Source organism: Propionispora vibrioides (assembly GCF_900110485.1).
GTDB classification, from domain to species: Bacteria; Bacillota; Negativicutes; order Propionisporales; family Propionisporaceae; genus Propionispora; species Propionispora vibrioides.
This window is the reverse complement of record NZ_FODY01000016.1, coordinates 79,692-96,294: the sequence shown is the minus strand read 5'-3', so window position 1 is coordinate 96,294 and position 16,603 is coordinate 79,692. Positions and strand designations below refer to the sequence as shown.

The 16,603-nt window shown below is 50.5% G+C and carries 15 protein-coding genes; all 15 read left to right on the top strand.

Annotation, left to right across the window (positions count from 1 at the left end):
- Window positions 1-140: 140 nt before the first annotated feature.
- The 15 genes from BMW43_RS13290 to BMW43_RS13220 all read left to right on the top strand — a co-directional run bounded on the left by BMW43_RS13290 (window position 141) and on the right by BMW43_RS13220 (window position 16,500).
- Window positions 141-728: a sigma-70 family RNA polymerase sigma factor gene (locus tag BMW43_RS13290; RefSeq protein ID WP_091748389.1), complete on the top strand. Its 588-nt coding sequence runs from the start codon at window positions 141-143 to the stop codon at window positions 726-728.
- 635 nt (window positions 729-1,363) lie between these two features.
- Complete coding sequence (locus BMW43_RS13285) at window positions 1,364-1,663, top strand: DUF2325 domain-containing protein (protein ID WP_091748386.1); 300 nt, start codon at window positions 1,364-1,366, stop codon at window positions 1,661-1,663.
- 226 nt (window positions 1,664-1,889) lie between these two features.
- Window positions 1,890-2,714 (top strand): ATP-dependent sacrificial sulfur transferase LarE, encoded by an 825-nt coding sequence (larE, locus tag BMW43_RS13280; RefSeq protein WP_091748383.1) that lies wholly within the window; start codon window positions 1,890-1,892, stop codon window positions 2,712-2,714.
- Window positions 2,715-3,041: 327 nt separating this feature from the next.
- A complete protein-coding gene (locus BMW43_RS13275; protein ID WP_091748381.1) occupies window positions 3,042-3,506 on the top strand; it encodes a PTS sugar transporter subunit IIA in 465 nt (154 codons plus the stop codon).
- Between the two features lie 25 nt (window positions 3,507-3,531).
- A complete protein-coding gene (locus tag BMW43_RS13270; RefSeq protein WP_245732449.1) occupies window positions 3,532-3,840 on the top strand; it encodes a PTS sugar transporter subunit IIB in 309 nt (102 codons plus the stop codon).
- Window positions 3,841-3,876: 36 nt separating this feature from the next.
- Window positions 3,877-5,292 (top strand): PTS galactitol transporter subunit IIC, encoded by a 1,416-nt coding sequence (locus BMW43_RS13265; protein WP_091748376.1) that lies wholly within the window; start codon window positions 3,877-3,879, stop codon window positions 5,290-5,292.
- 12 nt (window positions 5,293-5,304) lie between these two features.
- Entirely contained in the window at window positions 5,305-6,432 is a 1,128-nt protein-coding gene (locus BMW43_RS13260) for a RuBisCO large subunit C-terminal-like domain-containing protein (protein WP_091748373.1), read from the top strand.
- A gap of 293 nt (window positions 6,433-6,725) precedes the next feature.
- Window positions 6,726-7,163: a cupin domain-containing protein gene (locus tag BMW43_RS13255; protein ID WP_091748370.1), complete on the top strand. Its 438-nt coding sequence runs from the start codon at window positions 6,726-6,728 to the stop codon at window positions 7,161-7,163.
- Between the two features lie 4 nt (window positions 7,164-7,167).
- A complete protein-coding gene (locus BMW43_RS13250; RefSeq protein ID WP_091748367.1) occupies window positions 7,168-8,460 on the top strand; it encodes an O-acetylhomoserine aminocarboxypropyltransferase/cysteine synthase family protein in 1,293 nt (430 codons plus the stop codon).
- A complete protein-coding gene (locus BMW43_RS13245; protein ID WP_245732443.1) occupies window positions 8,427-8,966 on the top strand; it encodes a CoA-binding protein in 540 nt (179 codons plus the stop codon). The genes BMW43_RS13250 and BMW43_RS13245 overlap by 34 nt, the downstream gene beginning before the upstream one ends.
- A gap of 119 nt (window positions 8,967-9,085) precedes the next feature.
- Window positions 9,086-10,633 carry a nitrogenase component 1 gene (locus BMW43_RS13240; RefSeq protein ID WP_091748362.1) on the top strand — a complete coding sequence of 516 codons (1,548 nt, stop codon included), beginning with the start codon at window positions 9,086-9,088 and terminating at the stop codon, window positions 10,631-10,633.
- Window positions 10,626-12,011 carry a nitrogenase component 1 gene (locus BMW43_RS13235; protein WP_091748359.1) on the top strand — a complete coding sequence of 462 codons (1,386 nt, stop codon included), beginning with the start codon at window positions 10,626-10,628 and terminating at the stop codon, window positions 12,009-12,011. Before BMW43_RS13240 ends, BMW43_RS13235 begins: the two co-directional genes overlap by 8 nt.
- A gap of 279 nt (window positions 12,012-12,290) precedes the next feature.
- Complete coding sequence (locus tag BMW43_RS13230) at window positions 12,291-13,472, top strand: trans-sulfuration enzyme family protein (protein ID WP_091748356.1); 1,182 nt, start codon at window positions 12,291-12,293, stop codon at window positions 13,470-13,472.
- 246 nt (window positions 13,473-13,718) lie between these two features.
- A complete protein-coding gene (locus BMW43_RS13225; protein ID WP_091748353.1) occupies window positions 13,719-15,200 on the top strand; it encodes a nitrogenase component 1 in 1,482 nt (493 codons plus the stop codon).
- On the top strand, window positions 15,184-16,500 hold the full coding sequence (locus BMW43_RS13220) for a nitrogenase component 1 (protein WP_091748350.1): 1,317 nt from the start codon (window positions 15,184-15,186) through the stop codon (window positions 16,498-16,500). Before BMW43_RS13225 ends, BMW43_RS13220 begins: the two co-directional genes overlap by 17 nt.
- Window positions 16,501-16,603 lie beyond the last annotated feature (103 nt).

Sequence of the window (16,603 nt, the reverse complement as noted above, 5' to 3'; positions counted from 1 at the left end):
GTAACACAAGTCTATTGTGTTACTTTACATTCATGCTTGTTTTATATTAGCGACGGATGACAGAAGAAAGCATTCATCGTCCTTGCCGCTGTGCAGTCGCAGGGGACATGCTAGATAAATCATAAGGTAGAGGGATAACCATGCTAACTTGTTGTTTTGATGACTCGGGAAATATCATTGAAGATGAGTTTAACCGTATCGTAAAGCGCTTTAGAAATAGCATTTACGCCTATGCCAACCGTTATTACCTGCCGGGTGGCGATGTGGATGACTTGTACCAGTGGGGACTGCTGGGACTGTACAAGGCGGTTTTACATTATGAGCACAATGAAAAATACAGCTTTGAAGTCACGGCCCTGATTAATATTAAGAACATGATGAAGTCGGCGATCCGGATGGCCAACCGGAATAAGCACAAAGCCGCTAATACTGCCTGCTCCTTGTATTTTAGCGGAGACAACGGGACAGATGAATTTCTGGATAGGCTGGTATTGGATCAGCGGCTGGATGACCCACTGGCCGTGGTATTGGACCGGGAAGCAGTGGAAACCATGCTGTGGGTGATCGAAAGTTATTTAACAGACCGTGAACGAAGCATTATAAAGCTGTATATATGCGGGTATAAGCCGCGCCATATATCGGAAAAATTGCAATGCAAGCCTAAGACGGTGGATAACGCCATTCAGCGGGTAAGGCGTAAGCTGGCAAAATATTTCCGCTCGGCATAACTAGTACTTTATCAGTCTTATTCCACCGTTTTAAGGCTGACAAAGTACTAGTGCTCCACCAACTCTGAAATTACAATTTCTTCACAGGTCTTTTTCCGTAAGCCTTGGTTGTCGTCGACTTACCTAGGTTCGATAGGCGCGCCTCCTCCGCCTTGCCTTGCGAAAAATCCCCGCAAATTTAATTTGCACTTTCAAAGTTGATGGAGCACTAGACGTATTTTTCAAACTATAAGAAACGTTCCCGAACGGCGTCTTTGGTGCCATCCTTTGTTAGAATTTTTTGAACTAAGGGCCGCTATTGCCTGCAAAAGCTTGCTTCATCTGGCGCCAAAATCACTCGCCATGAATCATTCCGTTAGTTTGAAACACGCCCTAGAAAAGCAAACGAAACTTTGCGAGTATTTGTTGACAGATTCCAGTATTGACGATATGATAAGAAATAATCATATACTAATACCATCACGAATAGAATGCAGCTGCATTCTTTTGTTGGCGCTGCGGCGCAGGATACGACCGACTGGATAACCGGAGGCCGGAATGAATGACATTGTCATCATTCCGGCTTTTTATATGATCAGAGAGGCACTGCCGTTTTGATCATAAGCGAATGACCAATATGTAAAGAGGTGAGAAAGATGTCGGTATTAATTATTGGCGCCGATAATCTCGGAAGAATTGAGAAAGAGTTGCAGGAATTAGGCATTCATCATATTGAACATATTACAGGTAGGAACGCGGCGGATAAGAAAAAATTCAACATTCCGAAAGCCACTCGTCTGATTGTTGTGTTGACCGATTACATCAATCACAATACGGCGCAGAATGTGAAGCAGCTTGCCAAGCTAAGAGGAGTCCCTCTGGTTTTTGCCAAGCGTTCCTGGTCTTCGGTGGGTCAGAAATTGACCGGAGCCGGACTGCAGGTAAAGGAAGGATGATTAGTAGTTGGCGTCACTTAAATACCTGTGATTTAAGTGACGCAAAGAGTGGTTCATCAACTCTGAAATTACAATTTCTTCACGGATCTTTTTCTGTAAGGTTTCGTTGCCGTCGGTTTACCTATGTTCGATAGGCGCGCCTTCATTGCCCTGCCTTATGCAAAAATTCCCGCAAATGTAATTGCACTTTCAGAGTTGGCGGAGCACTGGGAAAGGAGCATGAAAGATGAATACAGAAGAAAAAGTTAAAAAGCTGCTGGACACTTTGCGCAGTATGGGCAGTGTGGTAGTCGCCTTTTCGGGCGGGGTGGACAGCACGTTTCTGGCCGCTGCCGCCAAGCAGGCTTTGTACGATGACCGGGCAATTGCCGTAACCGCCTGTTCTGAGACGTTGCCGGCCAGTGAACGGAAAGAGGCGGTGGAGATCGCCGGGAAATTGGGCATCAAGCATGTTTTGCTTACGATTAGTGAGCTTAATAATGCCAATTTTGTTGAGAATGATGAAAAACGCTGCTACCATTGCAAAATGGAGCGGTTTACCGTAATTGCCGCCTGGGCTAAAGAGCAGGGCTTTCATTGGGTTTTGGAAGGCTCTAATGCCGATGATCTGGCCGATTACCGGCCAGGCATGCAGGCTGTTGCCGAGTTGCCGGGTGTACGCAGCCCGCTGCTGGAATGCGGCATAACCAAGGAAGAGATCCGCAGCCTGTCCAAGGAATGGGGTCTGCCGACCTGGAAAAAACTCAGCGCCGCCTGTCTGTCGTCCCGGATTGTTTACGGGCTGCCGGTTACAGCCGAACGGTTGAAGCAGGTGGAACTGGCGGAAGCCTTTGTCAAGACTCTTTGTTCGGGGCAGGTCAGGGTTAGGCATCATGGCGATATCGCACGGATCGAAGTGGCGGCCAAAGATATTCCCCTGTTAGCCCAGCCGGAAAACTCGCTGCGGATTAGCCAGGAATTAAAGAAACTGGGATTTTCTTTTGTGACCCTCGATCTGGAAGGTTACCGTACCGGCAGTATGAATGAAACTCTGGAATTATCGGAGAAATGATCATTTGGATTGACTAAAGAAGAAACCGTATAGTATGATTTCTATAATATGGTAATGAGCTGACTAGAGAGACTAGAGGCTCCGGAGAAGATAAGCATTTCTTTTCCGGAGCCTCTTTTTGTGTCTCTAGTGCCTCATCCGGTAGGAAGATGTAGTGTAACATCGAGAATTTTTGCCGGCAGTCAAGGCGGAGGAGGCGCGCATATCGGATATATGTAAGCCGACGACAACGAAGACTGACGGCAAAAAGGCCGGTGGTCTGCTATAGATTTCTGCCGGAGGAGGCACTAGCGGTTTTGCTTATTAAAAAGGAAGGGAGGTGAAGCTTTGAACCTGATCGACGCAGAGCTGGTCCGGCTGCACATGGTGGCCCAAACTCCGGCAGAGGTGCTTGGCAAGCTGGCGGATACGCTGTTTGGCAAGGGGAAGGTAAAAGAGTCCTATAAGGACGCCGTGCTGCAAAGAGAAATACAATATCCTACCGGTTTGCCGGGAGCCGGGACTTGTGTGGCTGTCCCCCATACCGACAGCAGCCATGTGCTGGAGCCTGCCCTGGCCGTGGGAATCTTGCAGCAGCCGGTAGCTTTCCAGATGATGGGGAGCCTGGATACCGTGCTGCCTGTAGAAATTGTTATGATGTTTGCCGTCGACAAACCGGAAAAACATCTTACAGTACTGACCCAGCTAATGACCATGCTTCAGGATGAAACGCTGCTTACCAAGATAAAACAGGCAACTGCGGCAACAGAGGTTTGCAGCCTGCTGTCCGGCCTGCCTGCCGGCCATATGTGAGTAATAAAAAAATTTAGGGGGAGATATGATGAGGCCTATTAGAATTTTGAGTGTATGCGGATCAGGAACAGTAAGTTCTGCCATGGTATCAGGCAAGCTGAAAGAAAGATTAGCGGAAGTGGGCTACGAGATTATTACGGTGGAAGTCAATCCGGGCGGCGTGGAAAGTGCCCTGCTGGCAGGAAATTATGATTTTATTGCCCATACCAGCCCGATTTCCGGTGACTTTGCCATTCCGGCCATTAATGCCGTTGGGTTTCTGACCGGCTTCGGCGAAGAGGAATTCCTGGAACAGGCTCTTGGTGTAATTAAGGGACTGGAAGCTGGAGTATAATGCATCAATCTTAAATGAGTAGGAGAGTGGTAACACGTGTTTTTTGAAATATTGAAACAAATTTTTGATACCTTTGGAGCAGCTATTTTTGTACCGGTTGTGCTGTTTATTGTTGCCCTGTTTCTGAAGATAAAACCTAAGCAAGCGTTTAATGCCGCGCTGTTGGCAGGGATCGGCCTGACCGGTTTTAATATGCTGATCGGTTCGTATATTCCGCTGGTAGCGCCGGTGGTAAAGCGCATGGTGGAAATTACGGGTGTTAACCTGCCGGTCATGGATTTAGGCTGGCAGACAACGGCGATCGTAGGCTATTCCACGAAAGTAGGTATGGTTTTCGTCGGATTGGCCCTGTTAGTTCAAATTGTGTTATTTTTACTGAAATGGACTAATATTTTTATGCCCGGCGATCTTTGGAATAATTATTCTTTTATGGTCTGGGGATCTTTGATCTATTTATTGACGAATAATATGATATTAGCTGTTTTCTGCATGATTGTTATGAATCTATATATTTTGCTTTTTGCCGAAGTTTTGGCCAAACGCTGGTCGACCTACTATGGGTATCCCAATTGCGCCATGACGGCACCCCATCATCTGGAGGCTGTTCCGTACGCCGTAGCCATGAACTGGCTTTTAAATAAGTTTGGCTTACATAAAATAAACCTCAATCCGCAAAGCATACAAAAGAAACTGGGCTTTTTGGGTGAACCTATGTTCTTAGGCTTTTTACTCGGTATTTTCCTGGGTATTATGGGTAATCTAAGCAGATTGTCCACTTTGACCGCCTGGGGCGAAATCGCCGGGCTGGCCATCGGTACGGCCGCCGTTATGAATATCTTCCCCAAAGTGGCCGGTGTGTTTGCCTCGGCGTTTTTGCCGCTTACCGAAGCGAGCAAGAAAACGGCCAAAAGCGGCGTGAAAAGCAGGGAATGGTATTTGGCCGTTAATGATGCGGCTGGCTATGGTGAACCGGCAACATTAATTACCGGTATTATTTTAATTCCGGTAATGGTTGTACTGGCGCTCATTTTACCGGGCAATACGACGTTGCCGATGGTGGATTTAATTGCGCTGCCGTTTATGATCGAAGTGGTTATTGCCGTATCGAACGGCAACATTCTTAAAGGCATTATCTCCGGGGCCATCTGGTTTGCCTTGGGGCTGTACATGTGCTCCTATACGGCGCCGCTCTTTACCGAGGTAGCCACTCAGGTTGGCGTAAAAATCCCGGCTGTTGGCGTAATGATTACCAGCTTCGGTATTCTGGCTCATCCGTTCATGGGCCTTCTCTTCCTTGCTTTTTTAAGCCAGAATGTTATTATCATTGGCGGCGTACTGGTCATATACTTTGCGCTCTACTTCTGGTTTAAGAAAAACAGAACCGCCGTGCATGCCTATCTGGAAGATGCCAACCAAGAGAGTAAACCAGCCGGGCAAACTGTCAGCGGTTAAAGGGGGAATTCGATGATTTCCGGCGAACGATTTATAATAACTTATCGTCTTACCGGTGAAGAACAGGAGGCCTATGCCAAAGCCCGGGATATTTGTGTGGAGCAAACGGTGGAATATCCGGCTGAACTGTTACAACCAGGGTTTATCCGCGATGAAATCGTAGGGCGTATTGAATCCTTTACCAAAGCGGATAGCGCATATTACGCTGATATTAGTTATGCCGTTGAAAGCACAGCCTATGAATTGACTCAGTTTCTCAATGTCCTGTTTGGCAATATCAGCATCAAGCCGGGAATTCTGGTGGAAAAGCTGGACCTGCCGCCTGGTTTGCTAAACGCTTTTAAAGGTCCCCGGTTTGGTCGGGAAGGTTTACGCCGGCTGCTAACCGTGACTGATCGTCCGCTCTTGTTTGTTGCCTTAAAACCCATGGGGCTGACGGCGGACCAACTGGCCGAGCTGGCTTATCAATGCGCCGTGGGCGGCATTGATATTATTAAAGACGATCATGGCCTTTCCAACCAGGTATTTGCCCCTTACAAGGAACGGGTAACCAAGTGCGCGGCAGCCGTGGCTAAAGCCAATAAGGAGACAGGCCATAGCAGTATTTATGTCCCGAATGTTACCGCTGCTTTTGGTGAAATTACTGAGCGGGCTCGCCTGGCCAAGGAGGCAGGGGCCGGTGGTTTACTGATTTCACCGGCGTTAACCGGGCTGGATGCCATGCGCTATTTGGCTGACGACGACAGTCTGGCCTTGCCGGTATTCAGTCATCCGGCTTTTCAGGGAAGCTACGTAACGGCGGCCAGTCAGGGTATGGGTATCGCCCATTACGCGTTGTATGGTCAGCTTAGCCGGCTGGCCGGCGCCGATGCGGTCATCTATCCTAACTTTGGCGGACGGTTTTCTTTCAGCCGGGACGAATGCCGGAGTATTGTCGCAGGCACGCAGGTGCCAATGGGGCATATCAAACCGATATTTCCCAGCCCGGGGGGCGGCATGACGCTGGAGAAGGTTCCGGAGATGCTGGAGGTATACGGAAAAGACGTTGTTTTTTTAATGGGCGGCGGCTTGTTTAAACAAGGGCCGGATTTAGTAGCGAATTGCCGCTATTTCCGTCAAATTGTGGATACTTTGTCATAAGGCCTAGGTAACCACTGATTTAATGAGTCTGCCGGCCTGGCGAGAGATTTTTTCGTATGGCAAGGAAGCAAAACTGCAGGGATAGCGGTCTCTATTTCAAGGTTTTGCTGACGCAGTCAGGCGGAAAAAGATCCGTCAGGACGTGCAGTGTGAATTAATTAGTGGTTACCTAGGGATCATCACGATCGGATTAAACGAATACCGTATAATTGCAATGGCAATAAGGAGGCTGCGGCAAACATGTGCCAGATAGCGGCAATGACCGCAGTCTCCGTTAAAGGAGGAAATAAAGCATGATCACTCGCCATAACGGAGATTTTACCTGGGATAACGTTTCAGTCCTGGCTTATCAGGAAAACGGTACCAACTTTAAAAGCATTACCCGTCAGGTATTGTTTGACGGTTTGGGGAATTTACCCTGTCAGTTGCGGTATTTCGAAGTGCAGCCCGCTGGCTACTCTTCACTGGAATATCATGAACATGTGCACTTAGTGCTTATTTTACGCGGCAAGGGAGAAGTATTCCTGGGGGATACCATTCATTCTATTGAGCAAAATGATGTGATTACCGTACCACCCAATACCTGGCATCAATTTAAGGCCAGCCGTGGCGATCATTTGGGCTTTTTATGCCTGGTTAATGTGGAACGGGATAAATCGAAACTGCCGACGGCCGAGGATTTGGCAAAGCTCCAGCAAGATCCTAACGTGGCGGCCTTTATAAGGAGCTGATAAAATGAGCGGCGAACGCAGGTTTGGCTTTGATACCCGTATGATTCATGCCGGACATATTCCGGATACGCAGACCGGGGCGCGGGCTGTGCCGATTTATCAGACCTCTTCTTTTGTGTTTTATGATGCCGACCATGCGGCGGAGTTATTTGACCTCAAGCAGTACGGGCATATTTATTCGCGCATCAGCAATCCTACGGTAGCCATCTTTGAAGAAAGAATGGCTTCCCTGGAAGGTGCAACCGGTGCGGTGGCCACTTCGAGCGGTATGGCGGCCCAACTGGCGGCGCTTATGACACTGTTAGAGCCGGGTGATGAACTGGTGGCCTCCTCCCATCTGTATGGCGGAACGGTTACCCAGTTAACCCATACGTTGAAAAAAATGGGTAATCCCGTTCATTATGTGGATCCCACCGATATTCGTGCCTGGGAACAAGCCATTACGCCTAAGACCAGAGCCCTCTACAGTGAAATGATCGGCAATCCGCGCGGCAGTATACTGGATATTGAACAGGTGGCGGCCCTGGCCAAGAGCCACGGCATACCGCTGATTATTGATAATACGCTGGCAACGCCTTACCTATGCCGACCCATGGAGTTTGGCGCGACGATTACCGTGTATTCAGCCACTAAATTTATTGGCGGCCATGGTAATTCACTGGGAGGCGTGGTACTGGAATCAGGTAAGTTCGACTATTCCGCTTTCCCGTCCATTGCCGATCCTTCGCCCAAATACCATAATCTTAAATTTTATGATACCTTTGGCCATTACGGCTATTTAATGAAAGTGCGGACCGAGACAGTGAGGGATACGGGCTGCTGTTTGTCGCCAATGAATGCCTTTTTACTGCTGCAGGGCATTGAAACGCTGTCAATCCGGATGGACAGGCATGTGGAAAATACACGAAAAGTGGCGCAGTTTTTAGAAGAACATGACAAAGTGGCGTGGGTTTCCTACGCCGGTCTGCCCAGCCACCCCCAGTACGATATCGCTCAAAAGTACCTGCCGAAAGGAGCCGGAGCCGTGCTGTCCTTCGGGTTAAAGAAACAGCCCGGCGAAAATGTGCGGGAGACCGGCAAGAAATTCATTGCCCGGTTAAAACTGTTCAGTCATTTGGCGAATATCGGTGATGTACGCAGTCTGGTCATCCATCCGGCATCTACGACACACCAGCAGCTTACGGACGAAGAATTGGCAAGCTCCGGTGTGGGACCTGAACTTATCCGGCTGTCGGTGGGAATAGAAACAGGGGAGGATTTGCTATGGGATCTGGAACAGGCACTGGCGGCTCGCTAACTATGAATTCGGCGTTGACTGGCGAGGAGCAGGCTCTTTATCAAAATCCGGAGGTTATTCAAAAGATTCTGGATCATACCAGGACTATTGCCATCGTCGGTTTATCGGCCGAACGGCAGAAAGCCAGCCATTTTGTTGCCACTTATCTGCGCTCAGCCGGCTATAAAATCATTCCGGTCAATCCCCGGGCCACGGAGATTCTTGGCGAAAAGTGTTATCCCGACTTAGCCAGTATTGGCCAGCCTGTTGATTTAGTGGATATATTCAGGCCGGCTGAGGCTTGCCTGCCTATCGTGGAGGAAGCGATAGCCTGTAAGATACCGGCGGTGTGGCTGCAGCTAAAAATTATCAACCTGGCGGCAGCGGAAAAAGCCCGTGCCGCCGGCTTGCTTACGGTTATGGATCTCTGCGTCAAAATGGAACATGGCCGCTATAGCGGTGGTCTGCATGAGGCGGGTATGAATACCGAACTTATTTCGGCCCAGCGGCGGCACCGGTTTATTTAAAGCCCGGGGCCCTTACAATCGATAGGAGAGCTGATTAGTTATCAAACTAAAGGCTGAAAGTCTACTCGTAAACGGAGTAGGCTTTCAGCCTTTAATTTTCATACAAGGAGGATAAAACCATGAAGATCAATCTGGATACACCGGTGGTGGAAAGCCGTGAGCAGCGTCTGGGGACAATCATTGCCTGGGACGGTAAAGCGTCCGAGCTTTCCCGTGAGTCGGCCTATGCGCGAGGCGAAAGCTGCGGGGGGCAATGCGGCGGCCGGGACAAGGCGCGTACCCTTTGCGAATTGCAGGGTCCGTTCACGCAAGGCTCGGTTTGCAGTGAGCAGATGGTGGAGTGCCAGGCAGGAAATGTGCGGGACGCAGTACTTGTTCAGCACTCGCCAATCGGCTGTGGCGCCGGACAGGTGATTTATAATTCCATTTATCGTAACGGCCTTGCCTTGCGCAAGCTGCCGGTGGAAAACTTGCGAATGATTTGCACCAATCTGGAAGAGAAGGATATGGTGTTCGGCGGTATTGACAAGTTACAGCAGTCCATCCGCGATGCCTGGGAGCGCAACAAGCCCAAAGCCATTTTTATTTCCACCTCCTGCTCCACCGGTATTATCGGTGATGATGTGGACAGTGTGGCCAGCCAAATGGAGGCGGAACTTGGCATTCCGGTCATTCCGCTTCATTGCGAGGGTTTTAAATCCAAGCACTGGAGTACAGGGTTTGATGCTACGCAGCATGGCATTGTGCGGCAGCTTGTCCGGAAAAATCCGAAAAAGCAGGAAGACCTGGTTAACGTGATCAACCTCTGGGGCTCCGATGTGTTTACGCCGATGCTGGCCGAACTGGGTCTGCGGGTTAATTATGTGGTGGACCTGGCTACGGTAGATGATCTGGCGCAATTATCCGAAGCGGCAGCTACGGTCGGCTTTTGCTATACCTTGTCCTCGTACATGGCAGCCGCTCTGGAGCAGCAGTTTGGTGTACCCGAAGTCAAGGCTCCCCAGCCTTATGGCTTTGCCGGCACCGATGCCTGGCTCCGGGAATTGGCCAGAGTCACGCACCGGGAGGAGCAGGCGGAAGTCTATATTGCCAAGGAACATCAACGGATCGCGCCCCGTCTGGCTGAACTGCGTCAGCAGCTTAAGGGGCTCAAGGGCTATGTGGCTACCGGCTCGGCCTATGCCCATGGCCTGATTGCCGTGTTGCGGGAACTGGGTATTCAGGTTGACGGTTCGCTGGTTTTCCATCATGATCCGATCTATGACAGTCAGGATGCCCGGCAGGATTCCCTGGCACACCTTGTCGACCATTATGGCGACGTTCCTGCCTTTAGTGTCTGCAACCGCCAGCAGTATCAATTTTATGGTCTGTTGCAACGAGTCAAACCGGACTTTATTCTTATCCGCCATAACGGGCTTGCCCCGCTGGCTTCCCGTTTAGGCATTCCGGCCGCGCCACTGGGGGATGAACACCATGCGCTGGGCTATCAGGGAATTATTAATTTGGGCGAAACCATTCTGGAAATTATGGCCCATAAAAAATTCCATGAGGATTTGGCCGCCCATACCCGGCTTCCCTATAAGTCCTGGTGGCTGAAGCAGAAAGACCCGTTTATCCTGGCCAAGGATGCCAATTTACTGAAAAAGGAGCGAGCCGCATATGTCTGAGAAGAAAAATTTCCTGGAGACGATTGACAATGTATCCGGCCGGGAGGGAAGAACAAACTCCATCCAGCAGATCCGCTATGTTTGCTCCATCGCCGCCCTGCACAGCGCCGCCGCTATTCCCCGGGTCATTCCGATCGTCCATTGCGGACCGGGTTGTGCGGATAAACAATTTATGAATGTCGGTTTTTATAATGGCTTTCAGGGCGGCGGTTATGGTGGCGGGGCCGTAGTCCCCAGTACCAATTCGTCGGAAAAAGATGTAGTTTTCGGTGGCGAAGAGCGCCTGCGGGAGTTAATTGCCGCCTCCCTGAACATTCTTGAAGCCGATCTGTTTGTAGTGCTGACAGGCTGTATTGCCGATCTGGTGGGTGATGATGTTGGCTCGGTGGTAAGTGAGTTCCAGGAGCAGGGCGTGCCCATTGTTTATGCCGAGACGGGTGGCTTTAAGGGGAACAATTTTACCGGTCATGAACTGGTGACAAGAGCCATCATTGATCAATATGTCGGTCCCTATGATGGTCCCAGGGAGCAGGGGCTGGTTAATGTATGGTCGCTGCTGCCCTATCATAATACCTTTTGGCGGGGCGATCTGGCGGAAATCAAACGGATTTTGGAAGGAATCGGCCTTAAGGTCAATATCTTGTTCGGCACAGAGTCGCAGGGGATCGCCGAATGGAAGTCCATCCCGAAAGCTCAGTTTAACTTGGTGCTTTCTCCCTGGCTGGGACTGCAGACAGCCCAGCACCTGGAGGAAACCTACGGTCAGCCTTTTTTGCATGTGCCGGTTATTCCGATCGGGGCTAAGGAGACCGGCCGGTTTTTGCGCCAGGTAACTGACTTTGCCGGGCTTGATCCAGCGAAAACCGAGGCGTTTATTCAAAGCGAGGAAAAAACCTATTATCGCTATTTAGAGGATTTTGCCGATTTTTATGCCGAATACTGGTGGGGCCTGCCGGCTAAGTTTGCCGTGGTCGGTGACAGTGCCTATAACCTGGCGATAACCAAGTTTCTTGTGAACCAATTGGGGGTGATTCCCGGCAAGCAGATTATTACGGAAAACCCGCCGGAGGAATACCGTGAGGCCATTCGAGGCGAGTATCATAGGATTGCCGCTGACGTTGCCACCGATGTGGAGTTCGAGGAAGACAGCTATCATATCCACCAGATTCTCCGGCAGGCTAACTTTGGTCACAAACCGCCCATTATTTTCGGGACCACCTGGGAACGGGATTTAACCAAAGAATTAAAAGGCTCCATTGTTGAAGTAGGGTTTCCGGCTTCTTATGAAGTGGTGCTGTCCCGCTCTTATATTGGCTACCGGGGCGCGCTGACGCTCATCGAGAAAATCTACACCACCACGGTCGGGGCCAGCGCCTGACTTGTCCGGCTAAATGCCGGCAAGCGATTGAAATGCAGGGCTGTGTATGCTATGATGTAGTTAGTGGTCTATAAACCCTAATTCTATAGTCTTAGAGTTTACAGACTAATAGACTGATCAGAGAGCTGAAGGTCAAACGAACGCAATTCGTTTGACCTTCAGCTCTTTTTGTTTACTGCCAAGACCGGATTTCGCTGCCTCACACCTTGCTAGACGGTCCGCGGCGGCAGGGCGTATACTGAGGGTAAAAATAATAACGGAAAAGAGGTCACAGCAGGGATGAAGAAAACACAGGTTGATTTTCGGACAAAATGCATACATGCCGGCAATGGCATTGATAAGGAAACCGGGGCGATTCGAAGACCCTTGACGATGGCCAACAGCTATCGTTTGCCGGAGGATGCCTCCGCCATGAACTGGAGCGATCCCGACCAATTGGTTTATACCCGCAATACTTCGGCCAATCAGATTTACCTGCAGGAAAAACTGGCCGCCCTGGAGGGGGGAGAAGACTGCGTGGTATTGGGCACCGGTGTTTCGGCCCTGGCCGGTGTATTTTTCACCTTTTTAGACAGTCAGTCCCATGTCATTTGCTCCAACGTTTCCTATATAGCCGTTTATCGTTTGCTGCAGGAATATTTTCCAGATAAGTATGGCGTGGAAACCACACTGGTGGATACCGCCAACCTGGAAGAGATTAAACAGGCGCTGCGTCCCAATACCCGGTTAATCCATATTGAAACGCCGGGCAATCCGACTACCCGGGTCAGCGATATAGCGGCCATCGCCGGGATTGCCAAGGCGGCCGGAGCCTTGCTGAGCGTGGACAGTACCTTTGCCTCGCCCTATTTGCAGCAGCCGCTGGCGTTGGGCGCCGATCTTGTCATTCACAGCCTGACTAAATATATTAACGGTCATGGCGATGCCATGGGCGGAGCGGTTATTGGCCGTAAGGAACTGATTAACCGGATCAAGCGGCAGGCCATGGTCAATCTGGGCGGCGTGATCAGTCCGTTCAATGCCTGGCTGATCATGCGCGGTGTGGTTACCCTTCCTTTGCGCATGGAGCAGCATAGCCGGACCGCGCAAACGGTAGCTGAGTTTTTAGCAGGGCACCGGGCGGTGGATTTTGTGTCTTATCCCGGTCTCAGCAGTCATCCGCAGCATGGGATTGCCAAAAAACAAATGTCGTTGTTTTCCGGGGTTATGGCGTTTGGGTTAAAAGCCGATGCCGCCATCCATAACCGGTTTATCAACTCGCTGGAATTAATTGTTCCGGCTGTTTCCATCGGTCATGATGAAAGTCTGATTGTCTATGTCGGCCCCGATGACGAACGCAATCATTTTTATCCGCCCGAATTCCGGAACGGACATCTTCGTTTCAGTATCGGCCTGGAGGCTGCGGCGGATATTATCGCCGATCTGGAGCAAGCCTTTGTCAAATGCGGGCTATCGTCCTAAAGATCGGTGAGGGTAGAGAGCCGCGAAACTTGCTTGACAAGGGCCGGCCGGTCAGCTTACAATAGGGCGTAAGTAAATAGTGGTATGGTTGACCGGATCAATAGACCGGAGACCGGATTAAGCTCCTGCATGGCAGGGGTTTAATCCGGTCTTTTTTGTATAAAGAGATCCAAATAGCTGTACTTACCGGGGCGTACCGGCTAGGTTTTCCCGGAGACAGCAACAGGAGATAGGGGAGGAGTCCAGATGAGTGCCATTAATCTTAAAGCAGCAGAGGTGTTAACACGGGAAGCCCGGTTGGGTTCGATCACCGGCTTTGAGGGAACCGCCCGGGAACTGGTGCAGTGTTCGCGGGCCGGAAAACTAAGAGACAGTGACCGGAGCTTCAGCCAGTGCATGGGCTGCAGTTCGGGCAACGCCTTTTGCCAGCTTTCCATGATTCAGGATGCGGCAGTGGTTAATCATGCCCCGATAGGTTGTGCGGGTGACATGTTTACGTTTAATTTTGTTTACCGGGTAGGTCAGATGGAACGTGAACTGCCACCGGTAATCGGCCGGTATTTTAACACCAATATCGAAGAAGAGGATACCATTTTTGGCGCGACGCAAAAGCTGGAAGACACGATCCGGGCAGTTTTCCGGCGGGTAAAGCCGAAGGCCATTTTTATAACGACCTCCTGCGCCTCCGGCATTATCGGTGATGATGTCGAGGGTGTGGCCAATGCGTTGGCCGAAGAACTGGGCATTCCCGTGGTAGGCTGCTTCTGTGAAGGGTTTAAGTCCAAAATCTGGACAACGGGCTTTGATGCGGCGTACCATTCCATTGTCAGGAAGATCGTGAAACCGCCGCAGCAGAAAAGCAATAAAGTAAACATTATCAACTTTTGGGGCAGCAAAATCTTCGACGAAATCTTGAACCCCCTAGGCTACGAAGCCGACTATATCGTTCCTTTTTCCACCGTTGCCCAGTTGGAACATATCGCCGAGGCGGCAGCGACCGTCCAGATCTGCCCAACGCTGGGGACCTATATCGGTGCAGCGCTGGAACAGGTATACGGTGTGCCGGAAATCAAAGCCCCGCCGGCCTATGGAATAGCCGGAACGGACAATTGGCTGCGGGAACTGGGACGGGTATTGGACCGGGAACAGGAAATTGAAAAACTGATTGTCCGGGAGCATCAGCGGGTGCTGCCAAAGCTGGAGGAGTTTCGCCGGCAACTGCAGGGAAAAACCGCCTACCTGACGGCAGGAGCCGCCCACGGGCATGCCTTGATTGCGCTGCTTAGAGAATTGGGGCTGGAGGTTCAGGGGGCGGCCATTTTTCATCATGATCCGATCTATGATAATGGCGATATTACCTCCGATGCGCTGGCTCATGATGTCAATACCTATGGCGATGTGCCCAACTATAATGTCTGCAACAAACAAGCCTACGAACTGGTGAATATCCTGAACAAAGTTCGGCCGGATATCATGATTGCCAGACACGGGGGCATGACCCTTTGGGGTGCCAAACTGGGTATCCCTACTTTGCTGATCGGTGACGAGCAGTTTGGGTTTGGTTATCAGGGAGTTCTTAATTACGCGGAGCGGATACTGGAAACGCTTGATAACAGAGAGTTTGTCACCAATCTTGCCAAACATAGTACCATGCCTTATACCAAATGGTGGCTGGAGCAAAATCCATTTTCTTTTCTCAGAGGTGACGCCCATGTCGACATTTATTGAACAGCCCCGTTATTCCTGCGCTCTCGGCGCTCAACAGTCTATCGTAGCCATTAAACGGGCGGTGCCGATTCTGCATGCCGGCCCGGGCTGCGGCGATAAAATCAACCGGCTGCTGGGTCAGGGGGAAGGCTATGCCGGCGGGAATACCGTACCCTGCACCAATGCCAGTGAAGCGGAGATTGTCTTTGGCGGGGAAGAAAAGCTGAAGCATGTAATCGAGGGTGCGTTCAAAGTGATTGACGCCGATCTCTATGTGGTCCTGACCGGTTGTACTTCGGACATTGTCGGCGACGACATTGGTCAGGTGACCGGTCAGTATCAGGCGCAGGATAAACCTATTGTGTATGTGGAAACCGGTGGTTTTAAAAGCAATAATTACGTAAGCCATGAAAAGGTGGTTAACGCTATTATCGATCAATATGTTGACAAGTTCAGCCCGGGCAGAACGAAACAGCCGGGACTGGTTAACGTGTTTGCGACCATTCCCTATCAGGACCCGTACTGGAACGGCAATCTGGAAGAGCTTAAGCGTATTCTGGAAGGCATCGGTCTTAAGGTCAACATTTTGTTCGGCGTAGGTTCGGGCGGGGTTGACGAATGGAAGACCATTCCCAAGGCCGAATTCAACCTGGTTGTCAATGCCTGGTCCGGACTGGGGATTGCCAAACACCTGGAACAAAAATATGGAACCGCCTATTATCATTTCCCCTATCTGCCGGTCGGCGGCAATGAAACCTCAAAATTCTTACGGGAAGTGGCCGGTTTTGCCAATGTAGACCGGCAGAAGGCAGAACAATTTATTCAAAAAGAAGAAGAACGGTTTTATATGCATATTGAGAGAACGGCGGACTTTATGCTGGAATTCCGCTACGGCCTGCCGCGGCGGTTTTATACCATTTTAGACGCAACCTATGCTGTCGGCCTGGCGAAATATCTGTTGAATGAGCTCGGTATTATTCCGGCCAGACAGTTTGTGATTGATAATATACCGGAGGAGTATCAGGAAGCTGTACGCAGCCAGTTTGCCAATATTTCCCCGCTCCGTTCCGCCGAAGTCCGCTTTTCTATTGACGGCGGCGCTATTCAGGAGGAAATCCGGGCCGATGAGCGGAAAAACCGGTCGTTGATTATCGGCAGCGGCTGGGAACGGGATTTAGCCAAAGAGATCGGTGCCGACCTTTTAATTGTCAGCGTGCCGGTCGCTTACCGCCTGGTGCTGCATGGCGGCTACGCCGGCTATAACGGGGGGCTCCGGCTGATTGAGGATCTGTATGACCGGGTGCTGGACACGTACCGGTAAAAGCAAGGTTATCCGTTGACAAGAAGTGGTGCAGGTGGTACAGTTAATACAAAGGTAATATAGTGAGTGTCCTGGCTCATCAGATAACTGAAGGTCAAAAGAA